The 17,772-nt window shown below is 37.3% G+C and carries 23 protein-coding genes and 1 pseudogene; 13 read left to right on the top strand and 11 right to left on the bottom strand.

The annotated features are described in order from the left end of the window. The first annotated feature begins 166 nt into the window (after positions 1-166). The 3 genes from tkt (at position 167) to G0028_RS08995 (ending at position 3,291) form a co-directional block, all read left to right on the top strand. Positions 167-2,155: a transketolase gene (gene tkt / locus G0028_RS08985; protein WP_180045560.1), complete on the top strand. Its 1,989-nt coding sequence runs from the start codon at positions 167-169 to the stop codon at positions 2,153-2,155. 183 nt (positions 2,156-2,338) lie between these two features. Further along, positions 2,339-2,554, top strand: coding sequence for a hypothetical protein (locus G0028_RS08990; protein WP_130073642.1), 216 nt, complete (start codon positions 2,339-2,341; stop codon positions 2,552-2,554). 95 nt (positions 2,555-2,649) lie between these two features. Beyond that, positions 2,650-3,291, top strand: a complete 642-nt coding sequence (locus G0028_RS08995; protein ID WP_174492750.1) for a hypothetical protein — start codon at positions 2,650-2,652, stop codon at positions 3,289-3,291. Positions 3,292-3,515: 224 nt separating this feature from the next. On the opposite strand, the pseudogene G0028_RS09000 reads toward G0028_RS08995, so the two are convergent. Together G0028_RS09000 and G0028_RS09005 are read right to left on the bottom strand one after the other, a co-directional pair. After that, positions 3,516-4,178 (bottom strand): annotated as a pseudogene (locus G0028_RS09000) (transposase). Positions 4,179-4,280: 102 nt separating this feature from the next. After that, entirely contained in the window at positions 4,281-5,552 is a 1,272-nt protein-coding gene (locus G0028_RS09005) for a mechanosensitive ion channel family protein (RefSeq protein ID WP_174492749.1), read from the bottom strand. Positions 5,553-5,964: 412 nt separating this feature from the next. Between G0028_RS09005 and G0028_RS09010 the strand changes: the two genes are divergently transcribed. Together G0028_RS09010 and G0028_RS09015 are read left to right on the top strand one after the other, a co-directional pair. Beyond that, a complete protein-coding gene (locus tag G0028_RS09010; protein ID WP_180045559.1) occupies positions 5,965-6,549 on the top strand; it encodes a YceI family protein in 585 nt (194 codons plus the stop codon). A gap of 144 nt (positions 6,550-6,693) precedes the next feature. Continuing rightward, positions 6,694-7,713 (top strand): tyrosine-type recombinase/integrase, encoded by a 1,020-nt coding sequence (locus G0028_RS09015; protein ID WP_174492748.1) that lies wholly within the window; start codon positions 6,694-6,696, stop codon positions 7,711-7,713. On the opposite strand, the gene G0028_RS09020 is transcribed toward G0028_RS09015, so the two are convergent. The 9 genes from G0028_RS09020 to G0028_RS09060 form a co-directional block, all read right to left on the bottom strand. Beyond that, the gene (locus tag G0028_RS09020; protein ID WP_180045558.1) at positions 7,710-7,997 is read right to left on the bottom strand and encodes a DNA-binding protein; all 288 of its coding nucleotides are present in this window, start codon (positions 7,995-7,997) and stop codon (positions 7,710-7,712) included. The two genes, G0028_RS09015 and G0028_RS09020, sit on opposite strands and share 4 nt — an antisense overlap. A gap of 57 nt (positions 7,998-8,054) precedes the next feature. Then, positions 8,055-8,363 carry a response regulator gene (locus G0028_RS09025; RefSeq protein WP_180045557.1) on the bottom strand — a complete coding sequence of 103 codons (309 nt, stop codon included), beginning with the start codon at positions 8,361-8,363 and terminating at the stop codon, positions 8,055-8,057. 137 nt (positions 8,364-8,500) lie between these two features. Then, positions 8,501-9,781 (bottom strand): hypothetical protein, encoded by a 1,281-nt coding sequence (locus tag G0028_RS21295; RefSeq protein WP_180045556.1) that lies wholly within the window; start codon positions 9,779-9,781, stop codon positions 8,501-8,503. Between the two features lie 10 nt (positions 9,782-9,791). Next, the gene (locus G0028_RS09035) at positions 9,792-10,586 is read right to left on the bottom strand and encodes a hypothetical protein (protein ID WP_194088761.1); all 795 of its coding nucleotides are present in this window, start codon (positions 10,584-10,586) and stop codon (positions 9,792-9,794) included. An 11-nt stretch (positions 10,587-10,597) separates the two neighbouring features. Further along, entirely contained in the window at positions 10,598-10,894 is a 297-nt protein-coding gene (locus G0028_RS09040; protein ID WP_180045554.1) for a DUF3820 family protein, read from the bottom strand. After that, a complete protein-coding gene (locus tag G0028_RS09045) occupies positions 10,894-11,358 on the bottom strand; it encodes a hypothetical protein (RefSeq protein ID WP_174493591.1) in 465 nt (154 codons plus the stop codon). Before G0028_RS09045 ends, G0028_RS09040 begins: the two co-directional genes overlap by 1 nt. 200 nt (positions 11,359-11,558) lie before the next feature. Beyond that, a complete protein-coding gene (locus G0028_RS09050) occupies positions 11,559-12,788 on the bottom strand; it encodes an acetamidase/formamidase family protein (protein ID WP_174493590.1) in 1,230 nt (409 codons plus the stop codon). A 274-nt stretch (positions 12,789-13,062) separates the two neighbouring features. Further along, positions 13,063-13,422: a hypothetical protein gene (locus G0028_RS09055; RefSeq protein WP_174492742.1), complete on the bottom strand. Its 360-nt coding sequence runs from the start codon at positions 13,420-13,422 to the stop codon at positions 13,063-13,065. A 274-nt stretch (positions 13,423-13,696) separates the two neighbouring features. Further along, positions 13,697-14,458: a helix-turn-helix transcriptional regulator gene (locus tag G0028_RS09060; RefSeq protein ID WP_180045553.1), complete on the bottom strand. Its 762-nt coding sequence runs from the start codon at positions 14,456-14,458 to the stop codon at positions 13,697-13,699. A 139-nt stretch (positions 14,459-14,597) separates the two neighbouring features. On the opposite strand from G0028_RS09060, the gene G0028_RS09065 reads away from it, so the two are divergent. The 8 genes from G0028_RS09065 to G0028_RS09100 all read left to right on the top strand — a co-directional run bounded on the left by G0028_RS09065 (position 14,598) and on the right by G0028_RS09100 (position 17,769). Continuing rightward, entirely contained in the window at positions 14,598-14,810 is a 213-nt protein-coding gene (locus G0028_RS09065) for a transcriptional regulator (protein WP_130075292.1), read from the top strand. A gap of 8 nt (positions 14,811-14,818) precedes the next feature. Beyond that, a complete protein-coding gene (locus tag G0028_RS09070) occupies positions 14,819-15,139 on the top strand; it encodes an XRE family transcriptional regulator (protein WP_180045552.1) in 321 nt (106 codons plus the stop codon). Positions 15,140-15,335: 196 nt separating this feature from the next. Next, positions 15,336-15,569, top strand: a complete 234-nt coding sequence (locus G0028_RS09075; protein WP_227554795.1) for a hypothetical protein — start codon at positions 15,336-15,338, stop codon at positions 15,567-15,569. Continuing rightward, a complete protein-coding gene (locus G0028_RS09080) occupies positions 15,566-15,832 on the top strand; it encodes a hypothetical protein (RefSeq protein ID WP_180045551.1) in 267 nt (88 codons plus the stop codon). The genes G0028_RS09075 and G0028_RS09080 overlap by 4 nt, the downstream gene beginning before the upstream one ends. Further along, complete coding sequence (locus G0028_RS09085) at positions 15,829-16,671, top strand: hypothetical protein (protein ID WP_180045550.1); 843 nt, start codon at positions 15,829-15,831, stop codon at positions 16,669-16,671. The genes G0028_RS09080 and G0028_RS09085 overlap by 4 nt, the downstream gene beginning before the upstream one ends. Further along, complete coding sequence (locus G0028_RS09090; protein WP_180045549.1) at positions 16,671-17,432, top strand: ATP-binding protein; 762 nt, start codon at positions 16,671-16,673, stop codon at positions 17,430-17,432. The genes G0028_RS09085 and G0028_RS09090 overlap by 1 nt, the downstream gene beginning before the upstream one ends. Then, the gene (locus G0028_RS09095; protein WP_180045548.1) at positions 17,429-17,611 is read left to right on the top strand and encodes a hypothetical protein; all 183 of its coding nucleotides are present in this window, start codon (positions 17,429-17,431) and stop codon (positions 17,609-17,611) included. Before G0028_RS09090 ends, G0028_RS09095 begins: the two co-directional genes overlap by 4 nt. Then, the gene (locus tag G0028_RS09100) at positions 17,608-17,769 is read left to right on the top strand and encodes a hypothetical protein (RefSeq protein WP_180045547.1); all 162 of its coding nucleotides are present in this window, start codon (positions 17,608-17,610) and stop codon (positions 17,767-17,769) included. Before G0028_RS09095 ends, G0028_RS09100 begins: the two co-directional genes overlap by 4 nt. Positions 17,770-17,772 lie beyond the last annotated feature (3 nt).

The raw sequence follows: 17,772 nt of genomic DNA on the forward strand, positions 1-17,772 counted from the left end.
ATTGCTTTATAATGCTGTGGTATTGCATATTTTTTGTTCTGTTACGTGAGGAATAGATAAATATGCTGTTGTAGGCTTTACGCTTGCTTGTTTTTTTACGACAATATAGGGGTTTTTGAATCTCTATTCATATTGTTATTTTTTCAAATTTATTGGACTCTGATCTATGACAACCCCACTGAATGAACGTCGTATTGCCAATGCAATTCGTGTACTCGCAATGGATGCTGTGCAAAAAGCAAACTCTGGACATCCAGGTGCACCAATGGGGATGGCAGATATCGCTGATGTGGTATGGCGTGAGTTTTTAAATCACAATCCAACAAATCCACAATGGGCGAACCGTGACCGCTTTGTATTGTCAAATGGTCATGGCTCAATGCTTCAATATGCATTATTACATTTAACTGGTTATGATCTTTCAATTGAAGATTTAAAATCATTCCGTCAATTGCATTCAAAAACACCAGGTCACCCTGAGTTGGGTTATGCGCCGGGTATTGAAACAACCACAGGTCCATTGGGTCAAGGTATTGCCAATGCAGTGGGTTTTGCGCTTGCTGAAAAAACGTTAGCAGCACAATTCAACAAAGAAGATATTAAAGTTGTTGATCACTTCACTTACTGTTTCTTGGGTGATGGTTGTTTAATGGAAGGTATTTCCCATGAAGCATGTTCATTGGCAGGGACTTTGGGTCTAGGTAAACTTGTTGTTTATTATGATGACAACGGTATTTCGATTGATGGTGAAGTGGAAGGTTGGTTCTCTGATGATACAGAACAACGTTTCCTTGCTTACGGCTGGCAAGTACTTCGTGTAGATGGTCATGACAGTGATGCGATTCGTGCTGCAACTGTTGAAGCACGTGCAGAAACAAATAAGCCAACTTTAATTATTTGTAAGACAATTATTGGTTTAGGTTCACCAAATAAACAAGGTAAAGAAGATTGCCACGGCGCTCCTCTAGGGAATGATGAAATTGCATTAACCCGAGAAGCTTTAGGTTGGACAGACGAACCATTTGTGATTCCTGAAGATGTTTATACCTCATGGGATGCAAAGGCAAAAGGTACTGCATCTGAAGCGGCTTGGAATGAAACCTTTGCTGCTTATGCTGCAAAATATCCAACTGAAGCGGCAGAACTTAAACGTCGTTTAAATGGTGATTTGCCAGATGAATTCTTAGCTCAAGCAGATGCTTATATCGCAGAAGTGAATGCAAAAGGTGAAACAATTGCAACACGTAAAGCAAGCCAAAATGCTATCCAAGCGTTTGCACCATTACTTCCTGAAATTTTAGGTGGTTCTGCTGACCTGGCAGGTTCAAACCTTACCCTTTGGAAAGGTGCAAAAGGTGTAGAATCAGATGCTGCTGGTAACTATGTGCATTATGGTGTACGTGAGTTTGGTATGACTGCGATTGCAAACGGTGTTGCACTTCATGGTGGTTTCATTCCTTATGTAGCAACATTCTTGATGTTTATGGAATATGCACGTAATGCAGTACGTATGTCTGCATTGATGAAACAACGTGTGATTCATGTTTATACACATGATTCGATCGGTTTAGGTGAAGATGGTCCTACACACCAACCTGTAGAACAAATCGCATCTTTGCGTGGTACACCTAACTTAAATACTTGGCGTCCATGCGACACAGTTGAAGCATCTATTTCTTGGAAATCTGCTTTAACACGTAGTGAAGGTCCTACAGCTTTAATTTTCTCTCGTCAAAACCTACCATTCCAAACGCGTACAGCTGAGCAAATCGCTGACGTGGCAAAAGGTGGTTATATCCTTGCGAAAGAAAAAGGTGAATTAAAAGCAATCATCATTGCAACAGGTTCTGAAGTTTCATTGGCTATGGAAGCATATGCACAGCTTGATGGTGTGCGTGTCGTGTCTATGCCATGTGCTGAGGAATTTGTAAAACAAGATGCTGCTTACCGTGAAGCGGTTCTTCCTGCAAATATTCGTGCGCGTGTTGCTGTAGAAGCTGCTCATGTGGATTACTGGTGGAAGTTTGTTGGTTTAGACGGCAAAGTGATTGGTATGACGACTTATGGTGAATCAGCACCTGCGAAAGATTTGTATCAACACTTTGGTATTACCACTGAAGCTGTTGTTGCTGCTGTAAAAGAATTAACAGCTTAATTTATAAATTGTTATAGATGGAAACGCCTCCTCGTGAGGCGTTTTTATTTTGGTGATATCTTTTTAAAATTGTGCGTAAAATGATCAAATTCTACTAGCAGTTTTTATTAAAAGGTATATAGTGAGCAACGTCATTTCGTTTTCATGAAATATGGTGAATTAGATACCATAAGTGAGGAAAGTATGAGTCTTTATGAGCAAATTAGCGATGAAATTGTGCTGATGGATGCGGGTGAGCAAAAATGGATTGGTCAAGATTTACCGCTTGAATCAATGGTTGCTGTAGAGTTGTTACTTCAGGATATGGCTGAAGATAAGCAAATCAAAATCCGCCGTAAAAACCATGAAAAGCAAACAGGTTTAAAGCAAATCGATCGAATTTTGGTAGAAAAGTTGTAAGTTGAAATTGATAAATATAAAGCTCCTAAATGGGGCTTTAATTTTGTTAATTGAAAATGTAAGCTTTTAAAATCATTTGAAAAAAAGAGAATAAGATGTCAGATTTAGATATCCATCCTGATTTATTTGCAGCAATTTGTAGAATCACTGCCAATCATATTCCTTCTTATGAAAATGAATGGTGTTTAAAATTGAGAGATGAGCTATTTAGGGAGAGTGAAATTGCCTCTTGTGGATTGGGATTTGACACGGAAATTCTTTATACAACAGTACCCGAACAAAAAATATTTAAATATCGATGTTTTAAAAGTACGGATATATTAATTCAAAATATGGAAGCTGTAGAGAACTTATCTGCATGGGCTTATATGGGCTTAGATTGGTCAGATAATTTTGATACCCAATATTTAAAACAAGCAAGTAAATTGATGCTTACTCAGTTTGAAAAACCAGATTTGTTTCCTCAGAAGAAACAATCTATCGTTAATTTGATTGACTTACTTTTAAAGCATAAATGTGGATATGAACTTAGAGATATCGAGGGGCAATACACAAAGTATTTTCATGATCGAAATGATTTTTATTGTACTGATAATATGCAAAAAGTTGAGTGGTATGATCTCGTCTATATTGTTACATTACCGAATGCTAAATCCCTCATTCCGATAGAAATACAACACGTTTTAGATGAATTTGAATGTGCTGAGTACAGTTATAATCTTATAATTAAGCTGTAGTTTGTTTTTGAGCCTTCTGTGTTTACCGATATTATAACACTTGGATTTATGTTATTTAATTATGACTAATTTGGGTTTCAAAATTATTTAGATAAAAGAGTGAATTAAATCACACCATGATCTCTCATCTTTAGCTATTTTCTTGAAACTATTATAACCATTTCCCTTATAACTGTTACTAGTATAAATCCATTTATCATCTAATAAAGCTCTTGCGAAAGTACTCATTGCGAGTTTATGCAGTTGACTAGTACAGCGATTAAGTTAATGCGTGAACCGAATCTTTTCCTTCTATTTCCATAGCTTTCACTTAATATCCTAAATCAATCATAACATATTTACAATGTTTGAATTTATTCATTGTTTTTCTTGCTAGCTTAATGTCATGCTGACTGCTATTCGATAGATCTATGCTTATGATTTGTTTGCTCTTCGGATGATAAATTACTTGCGCTTTTAGTATAAATTTCTTCTTTTTACCACTGTAGAATTTACTCTGATTTTTTTTCGGGCGTTCTATTGAACATTCTATTGCGTCAATTATAACCCAGTTAAAGTGTTCATCTGCTGTGGTAATACTTCGTTTTGGTAGGGTAAACATCTTGATTTCATCAATGCATCTTCAACTTTTTTAATGGTTCGATTCACATTACTTTCAGCGACATGTTAATTTGCTGCTCATTCCAATTGAGTGTTGTGGTTAGGTAATTAATTGAGGGCTAATAACAATTGATCCTCTATACTTAAAGTATGAGGACGACCTGATTTCTTTTTAACTGATTTTGATTTTTTAGGAACTCTACCATCTCAGCAAAAACCTGACGAGGTACGTCAACCAAAGGTTTGAATTCAGAATCTGAAAAAAGGTTTAATTTCTGATATCTCATGAAATTTATATTGAGATGATTTTTACTTTCGCAAGAGATCAATTGTATTTTTTAAAATAATCTCCATTGCACCCGCAACTGAGTGCAATGAAATATTCATCTTTAAGATGAAACATGCTGATCGTGATTTACCATATGATTTTGCTGAAACATAGCTTGTAGATCTGAGCCAGAAGGGGCCTGATAAATCTTCAAACCAAACTCAGGTAAGATTGCGATTAGATGATCAAAAATATCAGATTGAATCATCTCGTAATCTCCCCAAATTGTAGTATTGGCAAAAGCGTAAATTTCCAATGGTAAACCTTCACTGGTTGGTTGCATTTGTCGAACCATAACCGTTTGAGTTTGAGAAATACCCGAATGCTGTTTTAAATAAGCAGTGACATAAGCACGAAACGTCCCAAGATTGGTTAAGCGACGTTGATTAAATGTAGCATCATTTAAAAATTGTTGATTAAACTCTTTTAACTCACTTTGTTTTTCATCCAAATATGTATCTAATAATAAAAAAGCTTTTAATTTTTTCTGCTCCTGCGCACTGAGAAAATGCACACTATTTTGATCTATAAAAATAGAACGCTTAATACGCCTAGCACCTAACTGCTTCATTCCGCGCCAGTTTTTAAAGGTATCTGTGACCAATTTGTTGGTAGGAATGGTGGTAAAGGTCTTATCAAAATTTTGTACCGTAATGGTATGTAATGACATATCAATGACATCACCATCCGCATTTAACGATGGCATTTCGATCCAATCACCGATCCGTACCATGTCATAAGATGAAATTTGAACGGAAGCAACTAAGGATAAAATGGTATTTTGGAACACCAGCATTAACACAGCAGCCATTGCACCAAAGCCAGCAAGTAAACTAAACACATCTTTTTTCAGGAATGTACCTAAAATCAGCAAAGCACAGACAATGTAAATAATCAGTTTAATTAACTGTAAATAGCCTTTGATTGGCTTGTTTCTTGACTTCGGATTTTTTTGATAGACTAAATTAAAAATACTGAGACATTCACTGATCGCTAAGGCAATCGTGACAAAAATAAAAGCTTGTCCCAACATTTGTACTATAGAAATCACTTTTGCTGATAAATGTGGAACTGTGACAATACCATTAATGATGACAATTGCAGGAACAATATTCGCAACTCGGCGAATAACACTATGCTGTGACAAAATATCACGATTTGCGAATTTTAATTTTTCAATCAATTTGCGGATGCCACGTACCACAATTTGTTTAGCAATAAAATTTGCCAATAAAGCGAAAAAAATCAAAATACTGAGTGAAGTTAGCATCTCTAACCAAGGATATTGATCTGACCAATCTTGAATATTTTGGATAAAAGCAAACTTTTCCAAAAGTAAAAACCTCTCATATATTTGATTAAGGCAATTCTATTGATTTGTAATGACAATATCCTGATTAATAACGATTTTGCTACATTGTTTGCACAGAAATGATCTATCTGCAAAATGCTGTTTGGTTGTTTTAAGCCAACATAAGCAATCAGTATCGTATTTTTTGTTCAGCTTTAATGGAAAGATTTAAGCTTAAGCATGGATATAGCAGGTAACTTTTTACATATATTTATCTTGATTTTCACTTCAGTTAGTTTTTAAGATAATTTTTAACAGTGATATTTTGATTGGTTGAGAAATCACCATTATTTGGATTGATTGTTCTATTCATGCAACATATCGTTTTACAAGTAACGCTGATTTAAGATTAAAAAAGTTTAAACTGAAAACATTCAGAAGTGAGATTAAAAACATGAACATTAAAGCATTTACATTCGGTTTAGTTGTTGCATCAGTTGCTGTAGCTTCGGTTGCAAAACCTGTGGATTATAAAATTGATCCAACGCATACGGCGACAGTATTTAATTGGAATCACTTTGGTTTTTCTACACCATCAGCAAATTTCAGTGACATTCAGGGAACAATCTCTGTAGATAATGCAAAACCTGCAAATTCTTCAGTGAATGTAACCATTCCATTAGCAAGCTTAAATACCAATGTAAAAGCTTTGGATGAGCATTTAAAAACTGCTGACTTTTTTGATGCTGAAAAATATCCAAACATCACGTTTAAAAGTACAAAAGTACAAGCTCTAGGTAAAAACAAATACAAAATTACAGGTAACTTAACTGTGAAAGATGTGACTAAACCTGTGGTATTAGATGCAGTGCTAAACAAACAAGGCGTGCATCCGATGACTAAAGCACAGGCAATTGGTTTTAATGCAACAACGTCATTTAACCGTTCTGCATTTGGTGTTGGTGGTTATGTGCCAAATGTTGGCGATAAAATCACTGTAAATATCACTACTGAAGCTTCGGTTGCTACAGATAAGTAACATTATCAATAGCTTGTGTTGAAAAATTATTTTTTAGCACAAGCTATTTTGTCGTTTATGTTGCGCTAAAAGATGAGTATTTTACCTATTTTTACTATAAAATAAGAATAATTGTAAGTTTATTACGCCAAGATTACGCCAGAAATGAAGATCCCAAAGCCACGCAAAAGAGGCAACTCATTCCGTATTGAATTAATGTTTAATGGGCAGAGAATCAGTGCCACAAGAGACACTGAAAAAGAATGTGAACAATGGGCTGCTTTGAAATTATTAGAACTTAAGACTGGTAAAGCGCAAGTTGATCAAGGTATTAAACCTAGCTTCCCATTTAAGCAACTTTGTGAAAAATATTATCTCGAGAAAGGCAGTAAATTAAAGTCTGCATATGTGATTCGAAATAAGTTAGATAATATCGACAGAATTTTGGGTGATCTGGCCACAAAGTCTATTCATGACGTTACACCCAATGATGTTGTTAGATGGCGTAACAAGCGCCTTGAGGAAGTTAAAAGCAGTACGGCATTGCGAGAATTTGCAATGTTTTCATCCATTATCACCTATGCACAAAAAGAATTATTTTTAATTGACCGTAATGTTTGGCAAACCGTTGTTAAGCCAGATAAAGGCAAGGGGCGTAATCAGCGGATCAGTATTGAAGATCAAGAAAGATTAATTCAGTTTTTTAAATGGGATATAACAAAAAAACCAACTAGAGTGATGCATTACACATGCTGGGCTATGTTATTTGCACTTGAAACTGCAATGCGCCAAGGCGAGATTTTAGCAATGAGGCGTGAACATATAAAAGACGGTTTTATCTTTCTACCCATGACAAAAAACGGTGAATCTCGAAATGTACCATTATCTAAAGAAGCTAAAAGGCTTTTAGATCTCATTCCTTTGGATCAAGATTATATTGTTCCTGTAAAGCAGAAGTCATTGGGTAGAACTTGGATTAGAGTAAGAGGTGAAGCAGGGCTACCACATATTAATTTTCATGATACACGGCATGAAGCGATTACACGAATGGTGAAAGTTAGGAAGTTACCTGTGGAAGTTTTGGCGAAAATTACTGGGCATAAGACTATTGGGATATTAATCAATACTTATTACAACCCAGACGCGCAGGATCTAGTTGAGATGTTTAATGAAACCGAGAGCTAATTAGCTCTCGGTCTGCCTCTTTTGGTTTTTTGTGTTAACAATGTGTGTGCATGAGTTGGGTTATAAAGGAATTTTCCTGCCGTACCTTGATTAATACTGGCCAACTTATCTCGAATTGTATTTACACTTAGGTTGTAAATTTTAGCGAGTTGAGCTGCTGAGACCAATTTAATCTCAACTTCTTTTAATTCTTTAACAACAGCACCACCAATGTTTTGTCCTAATACGATTTGAGGCGGAGTTGTACTTTCAAAAGTGACAACATATTTTTTAAGTGCCCCCATTAATCTTTCTCCAATTCAAAGTTAATAAATACAAATCCATTCACGAGCAACATAATTTCAAGCAACAAAAGACAAAACTCCATTTTTATCTCCTTTGACTAGTTGCAGGATTTCTGTTCCTGCCTTTTCTGTACAAGTCTGTTCAGGTGCACGAAGGTGGTCTTCAAATTCTTGACCGAGTTCATAAGCTGCCTGATTTCCACTTAGTGAATCAGTCACAAGAACATAGTGATGACGTTTTCTGATATATCGATTATTGGTGCGAGCTGTAAAACCTTTACCTTTTAAGCGTGTAACTTGATATCCGAGTTTTGCGAACCAGATGCGAAACGCATCGAGGTTCTTTGATTTAACTACCTGTTTCATTGAGCATCTCCATTAGGTCCATTCTCTAACTCAAATCGACGTGCACGAATGTAGCCCATGAGTTTCGGCTGAATGTCTGGATGACGACCACTAACATCAATTTCTAGTGCATCTAACGTGGTAAGGTCGGGTGCATTTTAGATCTGCACCATCAATGATGGTGGTTGTTCAATAGGTTGAGCATCAACACTCAACTCGCTTAAGCGTTTATGAATTGCCTGTAATAAAGGTTGGCGTTGTTCAGCTGACCATTTATTTGTATATCGAACCAAAGCATTGGCTTCAGCAGGACTTTGTGCTTGACTCGCTCTATTGATTAAATCTGTAAGTTTTGTTTGATATTCACGTTCAGCTTCTGCATTTGCTTCTTTGGCCAAAGCTTTTCTACGAAGTTCAATATGCCCATCCAGATGATTTTTGTGTGTAAATATCAACTTAGGATTGTTGTGAATCTCAGTCGTAATGGCATCCAATTCCTCAGCGCTCATTTGAAAAATTTTGTACGTTAGGTCCTGTTTGATTTCAGCGCTTATGTGAGATTTTTCCTCATCACTATTTAGAGAAAAATCCTCATTTGGTTTGTCTTCTGAAACGGTTACATTTTCTTGGCTTGCAATCTCAATATTAGACTGAGGTGTATACGTTTTGGGATCTAACTCAAGTAATTTGTCTTCAGTTAGTTTGCACAAGTATTGATGCTGTTCACGCCCCAAATGACCATTGGCGAGAAATATTGGGCGCAATGAAAGCACTGCATCTGTCGTGGTGCAATTGGCAATTTGAGTGGTGAACTTTTCAATTATTGCGTTTGCATCCGTCTCTATTGCATCAACATCTTCAACGGTGAAAGCAGGGTTACTTTTTGGTGCCGGTTCCGCTTCAACCACAGGTTCTTTGGCTTTACGTGTACGCTTTTTAATAGGCTTTTCTTCTGCAGTCTCAACAGGAATTGATTTATTAACTTCTGCGATAGTGCTTTCAATCGCAGCTGGAGCTTCAACTTCGATAGGATCTAATGAACCGCCGTTTAAAGTAATGAATGCACGTGCATGCGCAATTGCGTCATCTGCAGTCTTGTGTAAAAGCTTTGATGCGATCAAACGTTTTAAATAAGTAACATTGTCGGCAGTACTTAAAATTTCAATAGGACGATTTAAATCTAAAAGATTAGGTGCGTAATACATGGCAGAATTGATTAAATCATCTGCACCTTGGATACACTCAGGCACTTCTAGATCTAATTGACCAATCGTCATAAAACGAGGTGCAAGGCAAAACTCGTAATCAGCACCAAAGAACACAGTAGCAGGGAACTGACTCAACTCGCCAAAGTCGAGCAGTTGCCCGACTGCACGACACAACACTGCTTGACCAGATGACATTGCTTCAAAAGCTTGTTTAGCGTTTAAAATATCCATTTGTTATCCCTCAGTGGTGCATTGCTTGTTGTGGTGAGTTTTGATTTTGTTGGGTTTGTTTTGTTGGCCAACCCATTTGATCTGCTCGAGCACGACAGGCATTATTAATATGTGTTTCATATTTTGTGCCTTTAAATGTCTTAGCAGCAGTGAGCAAAACACTTTTATCTTCAGTCTTTTGAATTGCAGCTAAGGCAGAGTTATAGATCTGTTGCTGTGTTCGAGTATCCTTGGGTTTTAGTGGGGTAGTTTGTTGTTGAACAGGCTGTTGCATGTTCTGGTTTTGTTGTTGATTAGATTGGTGTGAGCCTTGATTTTGCGACTGAGTAAGTATTTTGTCTGCTTGATAAGCATGGTCATACTCATATAAATATTTACTACCATCGTAATTTCCAAGATATACATCGGCGGCTACACCCACGGCTTTAAATGCTACACCCAATGCATCAGTGACTGCTTTCTTGTAACCTTCATCACTAGCTTTTAATTGACCTTTAGCTATCTCAACAATTTCAGAACCACCAATACCCGAGAATTCTTCACCCCATGCACCTTCGAATTTAGTTTTAACAGCAACTTCTGCAAAACACATAATAGATCCATTGGGTGCAGCTTCAGACCAGGTACGCACAATTCGATATGTCCAACCATGACCTACAGGACCAAATGCTTGAGTCATGGCCATTAATCGCCATTGTGGGTTAATATCAGATTTACCTTTAAGATAACCAAATTCAATTTTTTTCAGGAAGTTGCTAGGAGTTTGTTTAACATCATTCCAAATCTTAAGATTATTTGTTGTCATGACCAGCCCCCTTAGTTATTGTATTTAGCATTGTTATAGGCAATGCGTTGATTCACTGAGTAGCGTGTATCACGTTGGAAGCAAGGCTTACTTAACATGATTGCCAAAGCTTTACGTCTTTGAAAGTCACGCTCACGTGCTAATTCTTCTTGAACCCAAGGCAATTGATTGAGTTTTTCACGTAAAGCAGCATTAAGATTTTCTAATGTAAGCAACCAACGCACATAGCTATGCTTTAGATCTGCAAGGGCAGTGCCACGGTATTTCCCGAAGTGAATCACTTGTTGTTTTTGAGTAGAAGTTGTCATCAGATCGCCTCCACCAAATGATTTTTTTCAATAAAACCCACGAGCACGTTATTAAAGTTGCGGTGGTCGATCTGGTCGGTGAAGTCGCGATATGGGTTGCCTTTTTCATCAAAGACTTTGATTTCGCCGAGTTCTTTAATTTCTACAGCTGTGAAGTCATAACCTGGTACGCCGTTGCTGTCTTTATGTGCTTCATAGCTAAAAGGGAACTTCACAGTAAAGTCATCAAGTTGGATAACCGCATAGCCTGTGCTCATTGATGTGATTTCAACGGTTTGCACAGCATAAGTGGAAGGGATGTATTCAGATGCTAAAGGCGGTTTGTATTCAGTGGCCTTAGGCTCATGAATGAAAGCAGCTACACCCGTAGTGATTAGAGCACTGAGCGCGAATACTTGGAAAAAGCGCTTTGGCTGTACACTGTGTGTAACAGTGGGGTTGATGGAATTTAGTTTTGCATTCATAATTGATCTCGCATTAAGTTGTAAAAAGCGCATTGGAGTTAAGAGGTCAATGCGTTTTTTTGTTGCCTGTGATTCAATTATGCATATATGCATTATTAAATGCAATATGAATTTATGCATAAATGCATTATTTATGCATTTGTGATTTAATAGACAAAAGAAAACCCCGCAATTGCAGGGTTTCTTGTTTCAATATTTAATTATTTTTTATTTTCTTCTTTAAATTCTTCAAAGTCTGCTTTACGAATCATGGCATGAATTCCTTTAGTTTTGTCTACAACTTGAGAAACTTGAAAATCAGTTGCTGCACTTAAATAAGCGTAAGCAATTTCCTCTTCTATACCAAACTCATTTTTAAGGAATGCAATAGCTTCACGAGTAGACTTCTTCATTGCTTCGTCAAGGTCAGCATCTAAACCCGGGGTGATCCAGAATTCTGCATTTTCTGCTAAGGGTTGCTTAATCTCTTTACCAAGTATTTTGTCTCGACCTGATTTGAGTAGAGTAATTTTAAATGTAGCGCGAGTTGATCCTTCAAGAGCCGTTAAAGAAACCTCACCATCCCCTTGAACAAAGTGACCATCCCCAGTGTAAAACATAGCACCAGGTACTTGGACAGGGTAGTAGGCTGTTGCGCCAGCACCGAGTTCATTAATATCAATATTACCTCCAAAGAATGATGGTGGTACTGAATTCACAGGTTCACTTGTATTTGGCGCAACTCCCATGGTTCCCATAAATGGATATAACGGAAAGCGAATAGACTTCCCTGAGGCTGTTTTCATAACACCTTCATATTCACCTTTTTCATTTTTTTCGATAGGGGTAAAGATAGAAACATTACCGAATGATGCAGGGTTATCAACTGAAGGGTTTGGACTTGCTGGTGTTTTAGGAAATTCACCAACCAGTGTACCTTTACCGTGTCGGTTTGAAACTACCCCATAAGGAACGCGAGGCTCAACTTTAAGAATCTCTACTTTTAGTACATCACCAGGCATGGCACCTTCAATCGCTACAGGACCTGTAATAATGTGTGGACCATCTTTAAAGAAGTCATGTTTTAGTTTTGATTTGGTAATTAATTTAGCTTCATCCAAAATAGAATCTGATTTTACACCTTTAGATTTAAAATACTTTTCTGCATCACGCCCTTGATCCTCAAGTAAACCTTCATGAGAAACTGTATCAAATGTTACTGTACTGCCAGATGGGATAGTTAATACAGATTTAGAGTCTTTGTTTGGCAAGTAGCCCCATTGAATTGTTGAAAGTGTAGATGGAACATAATAGTTACCAGCATAAGGTCCACTTTTAAGAATTGTAGGTTTATCAGAGATTTGTTTTAGTACAACAAAATCATCAGCATAAGCAGAACTAAAGATTGAGCAACCCACAACGAATAGTGATAAAAGTGACTTTTTCAAAATAAAAACTCCGTTCTTAAGTAAATTTTAAGATTTGTAGTTTTCTAGTTGCAAATTCGATGCCAATTTAATATTTAAGAAATACACTCAAATTCTGGGGTGAGAGTGAGACATAGTTATCGGTATTTTATCGAATATTATTATTTTATATTTGATATTGCACAAGATTTGTAGAAGAACTATTTTTTGATGCATAAAATGCACCTTTTAGTTGCCCTCTGATTTTATTTGGCTCATATGAAATAAAACCCACATCATGTGGGTTTTATTTTAAAGATTATTTTTTGTATTCAGTAATGTTAACTGGTCTGCCTTTTACGAACTCAACCACTCCTTCACCATTCTTAAAATGAATAGATACACCATCATCATTTGCCAAACGGACACCACTTCCTGATACTGCAGCTTTTAAGTGAATTACTCGTCCAGAGTTATCAGTCATTTCTGCCGTTTCAAAGTTGTCTGATGATTTTAGTTGGATGGTAAGATCCATTGGTCCTACAAAGTTAATTACTTGGGTTTCTGCAGGAATACTTGGTGTGCTTTCCACGGGTTTGGTTGATTGTATAGGAGACGAGTTACAACCTGTTAGTGTCAATGCGATAGCAATTAGTGAAGAACCGATTAAGTATTTCAAGTTTTTACCCTTTATATTAAATGTCAAAGATACAATTATACTGAAAAAGAAAAGCCATCATAGGGATGGGGGATGTGGCTGTGCTCAATTGATATTTTAGTGATATATGACCCTAGGTATTATTTGTGCTTTAACGGCAGAACTTAATTCTTTTAAAGCCCCTAAATTATACTTACTAGTTCTTACCGATGGCATGTAAATAATATTATCAAGTATCCCCATTATTTTCTCCACCCGATCCAAAGGCCTGCGTCGGGTTCGCAGTTTTTAATTTTTATGGCTTAACCAAAGCCAACTCTAAACGTCCCACAAAATTAATCTCATTAAGCTGTTCATTCGTTATAAATTCATCTGGATATCTATTCTTATCAGGATTGTCACTAGCAAGCCTTACAGTATTAGATCCATAGCTAACAAAAATACGCTTCATTCTTAATTCGTAGTTATGCATGAAGACATATACATTGCCACTTTTTAATGTACTCGGATCTTTATCTGAAATATCTACAAACAATGGACTATTCGGTGCCACTGTTGGGTACATGCTGTATTCAGCTGCATAAATAATTCTTAAGTTTTGGGGATTTGATTCAACACCCATCATTTTTAAGAAAAGTGGGTCAACCTGCAGATAATCACTAATGTCTTCTAAAAAGTTCTCAATTCCCGCACCGCAAGCAGCTTTGATGTTTTTGTAAATAGGTATTCGTACATGATTAGGATTAACAGGAATATCAGCCTCACGAAATCTAACAGGGGCAAATTCAACATCTTTGTCTTTTGCTAAAGAAACTTTACTTTGCGCCGTTTCATCTGCTGGCACTTGAGATAAGTCGGTTTCAATCAGTTGAGAAACGGTTACACCAGCCCATTTAGCAAAAGGTTCAAGCGTAGATCTACGTGGATCCTTGGTAATTCCATTCTGAATACGAAATAGAGTTGATTGCTTAATTTGTGGATGCTTCTGCTCTAAATCATTTGGATTCGTTTTATTTTTCTTTAGCAAATAATCAATATTGCTTTTGAGATAACTCATTTATCACGATACCTATAAAAAATCGCATTAACTATATTATGCGAAAAAGCATATTTAGACTAAAATAACTCACATTTGCATTGACTATTATGCAAATATGCATAAAATAAGAATTAGTCACGTTGTGAGGATTTTAACCATGACACTAAAAGAGAAGATTTTATTTCTAAAATCTAAGGGATATACGCAACAAACTATTCAGCTTAAGACGGGCATTAAGCAAAGTTCCGTTTCCCGCATTCTCAGTTCAATTCAAAAAAGCGTTCAGTATGAAAAAGGTGCTGCTCTAGATGCTTTGGTAAATGAAATTTCAAACACAAATAAAGAAGCTACAAATCAGGCTGTTGCTTAGGAGAACTCATGAGCAAAGTATTAATCGAATTATCAGAAAGTGCTAGAAATGCAAGATCGATGATTTTGCAATCTCTTGCAGTTGTAAACAATGGAGAGATTGCGAGCAAATTAGGTCTCGATCCGACAACACTTTCAAAGATGAAAAATGAAAAGAAAAACAATGGTTTGTCCGAGTTAGATGTTTTTTGCGAACTGTTGCAGCTTATTGGCTTAAAGATAGTCGCTGCAGACGATGTTTATTGTTCTGTTGAAACAGCAGAGGCGACACGAGAACTATTGAGAAATTGTTTTAATTCTCCTGACTACATGCGGATTTTATTTAAATAAAAACCGCTTTCTTGCGCGAACAGGAAAGCGGTCTCAATTCACAAGTAGGAAACCAATGAATATGAAATCAAATATACCAAAACACCCATGCACTAACAAGTGTACCGAGTTTAAAAACGAGCCGTGTAATCACTGTTTAATTCCCTCGAATTCGCTGGAATTAGAATCGACTGAAAGTGATTTCTTGGTCGGTGATGTGGTGTGTATAACAGAGGCTTGGCGACCTAATACCAACAATCTCTATGTATTTGAGAATGCCGTAGGTGATACAGCACAAGTTAGTTTATTTAAATCTGGCATTAGCAAAACTATGGCAATTGCCGCTGGATTTTGCGTGAGCGTTAGAAATATACGCCAAGCCACCGTCGCTGAACTCCACGCCAACCGCCGTTTAACCGAAGCTGAACATGCTTTAGCGGAGGTGTCATGAACACTGAGCAAATCATTCAATCTTGGCATGAACCTGCGTTACACACGCTTGGTTCATTGCTCTCAGTGCGCAAAGCCAATTTACGCAAGATCAATCGTGATGAAAATAATGCCATGGTGTTACAGCAAGAATTCATTGAATCATTGATGAACTACCACAGGATCTCTTTGTGGCAAGCGAGTGAAATCGCTGCAAGCTTGGTACGTGCTGGAAGAGTGGCACGTTACGGTCGATTTTTACAGATCAAGGAAGGTGTAGCGTGAGTCACTATTCAACACTAAAAGGTCTAGGTCGAGCAGTTGCTTATTATCCCGCTATTGGTATTGCATTAGGTAATCCACTTGCTGGCATCATGCTATCTCAGTTGATCTATTGGAGTGATAAAACTGATAATAAGCTTGGCGTTTATAAGACTGCTGAAGAGTGGACGGCAGAAACAGGGCTAACATATAGCCAACAGCGTACAGCTCGAAAATTACTATGTTCACTAGGTATTCTAGTTGAGACTGAAAAACGATTAGAGCATAAGATTTTCTATAAATTAGATATTGCTGTATTCGATCATTGGTATCAAACCAACGTAATCAAAGCTGAAATCAGCGAAATTCAAATTGCAAATTCCCGAAATGAAGATTTAGCGTTCGGGGATAAGCAAAACATTAATTCGGGGTCGTCAGATCATCAATCCGTTATACACAAGATTACTTCAGAGATTACTACAGATATAAACACACAAGAGAATTCGCCTAAAAATTCTGTCGATGAAGTTTTAAATCTTTGGGTACCTGATTTGCATTCTTTGAATTCTTGGTTACAGCGCTCTGGTGAACAAGCAATGACTCAAGATCAAGCTGAGCAAGTTTTGATTGAGGTGAACTCGCATTATTCGCCAAGTTTAAAACTAGGAAAAATCACAGACACTCAAATGTATTCAAATTTTGTGAAGTGGATTAAGCGCAATAAATCAACAGCGAAAAAACCACCACGCGCTGAAAACAAAAAAACTCAACCTGCAAATCGCAATGTCAACGAAGCATGGGCAAATCAACCACAGTACGAAGGACCTGTTGATCATGTTGACATACCAGAGGATTTTTACTGATGAATGCAATTTCTCTAATCAACCACGGTTTTCAACAAGTGGAAGCATATTGCACCATACACCGTATTGCTAAGGTTCAGTCTGGTCCATTTCAAACTTGCCCTAAGTGCGCCGTGAATCACGTTGAAACAACCAATCAAGATCGCCAAGCTGAAGTAGATCGTATGGTTCGTGATAAACATTTCTCAAGCGCAATGCTTCCAGCTCGTCATGCAAATTCAGGATTTAGAAATTACATGTTGGATTCAAACAATCCTGGTCAAGCAAATGCGAGAAGTCAGTGTGTGAGTTACACCAAATCAATCGCAATGGGCGTTAAATCAAATTTAATCATGGTGGGTAGTACTGGCGTTGGTAAAACACATTTAGCGTGTGCAGCAGCAAGAACTCTACTCAGCAAAGGACTGTATGTTCGCTATATCACCAGCGAAGAACTTACTCAAAAAATCATGAATGCTTGGGATAAGGACAGCAAAGGTCAATCTGAAGAATCTGTAATTCATGATTTTACTCAATACCACTTATTGATCTTGGATGAATACGGTTTACACGATCGCGAAAAGCGCTTGGAACTGGTCCATAAAGTTTTATATGCACGTTATGACGCAGGTAAGCCGACCATGCTGATTTCAAATCTCACTTTAGCTGAATTGCAAAAAGACTTAGGAGATCGTCTTTGGTCTCGCTTTCAACATGATGGTTTGACGGTGGTTGAGTGTAATTGGGCAGATCAGCGTGTGCAAAAGAGTGGTGCGGTATGAATTTTCAAATAGGCAATTACGTCACACACCCGAGTACAGGTCGCCCTAATAAGATCAAGCAAATCCGTATTAGCAAGGGTGTGAGATGGTTAGGATTTGGCTCAAACACAATTGGTTGGGTTAAAGCTGAGGATTGTAAGGCTTGGGATGGCCCTAAGGTGTTTGGAGGTGCGGCATGACAACTATAAACAACCATGAAAGCTTGATCGAAAAAGTGGGTGGTATTGAAAAAGCGAAGGCGATTGTTGCAGGTGCGCCTGAATCTAATTTTCCAGTTAAGTGGGGATTGAGCTTTAAGACATACTTTCGACAAGTTGGATACTTTGTGGAGCAATAGTTT

It is taken from the genome of Acinetobacter piscicola (assembly GCF_015218165.1).
In the GTDB taxonomy this organism is placed as follows: Bacteria; Pseudomonadota; Gammaproteobacteria; order Pseudomonadales; family Moraxellaceae; genus Acinetobacter; species Acinetobacter piscicola_A.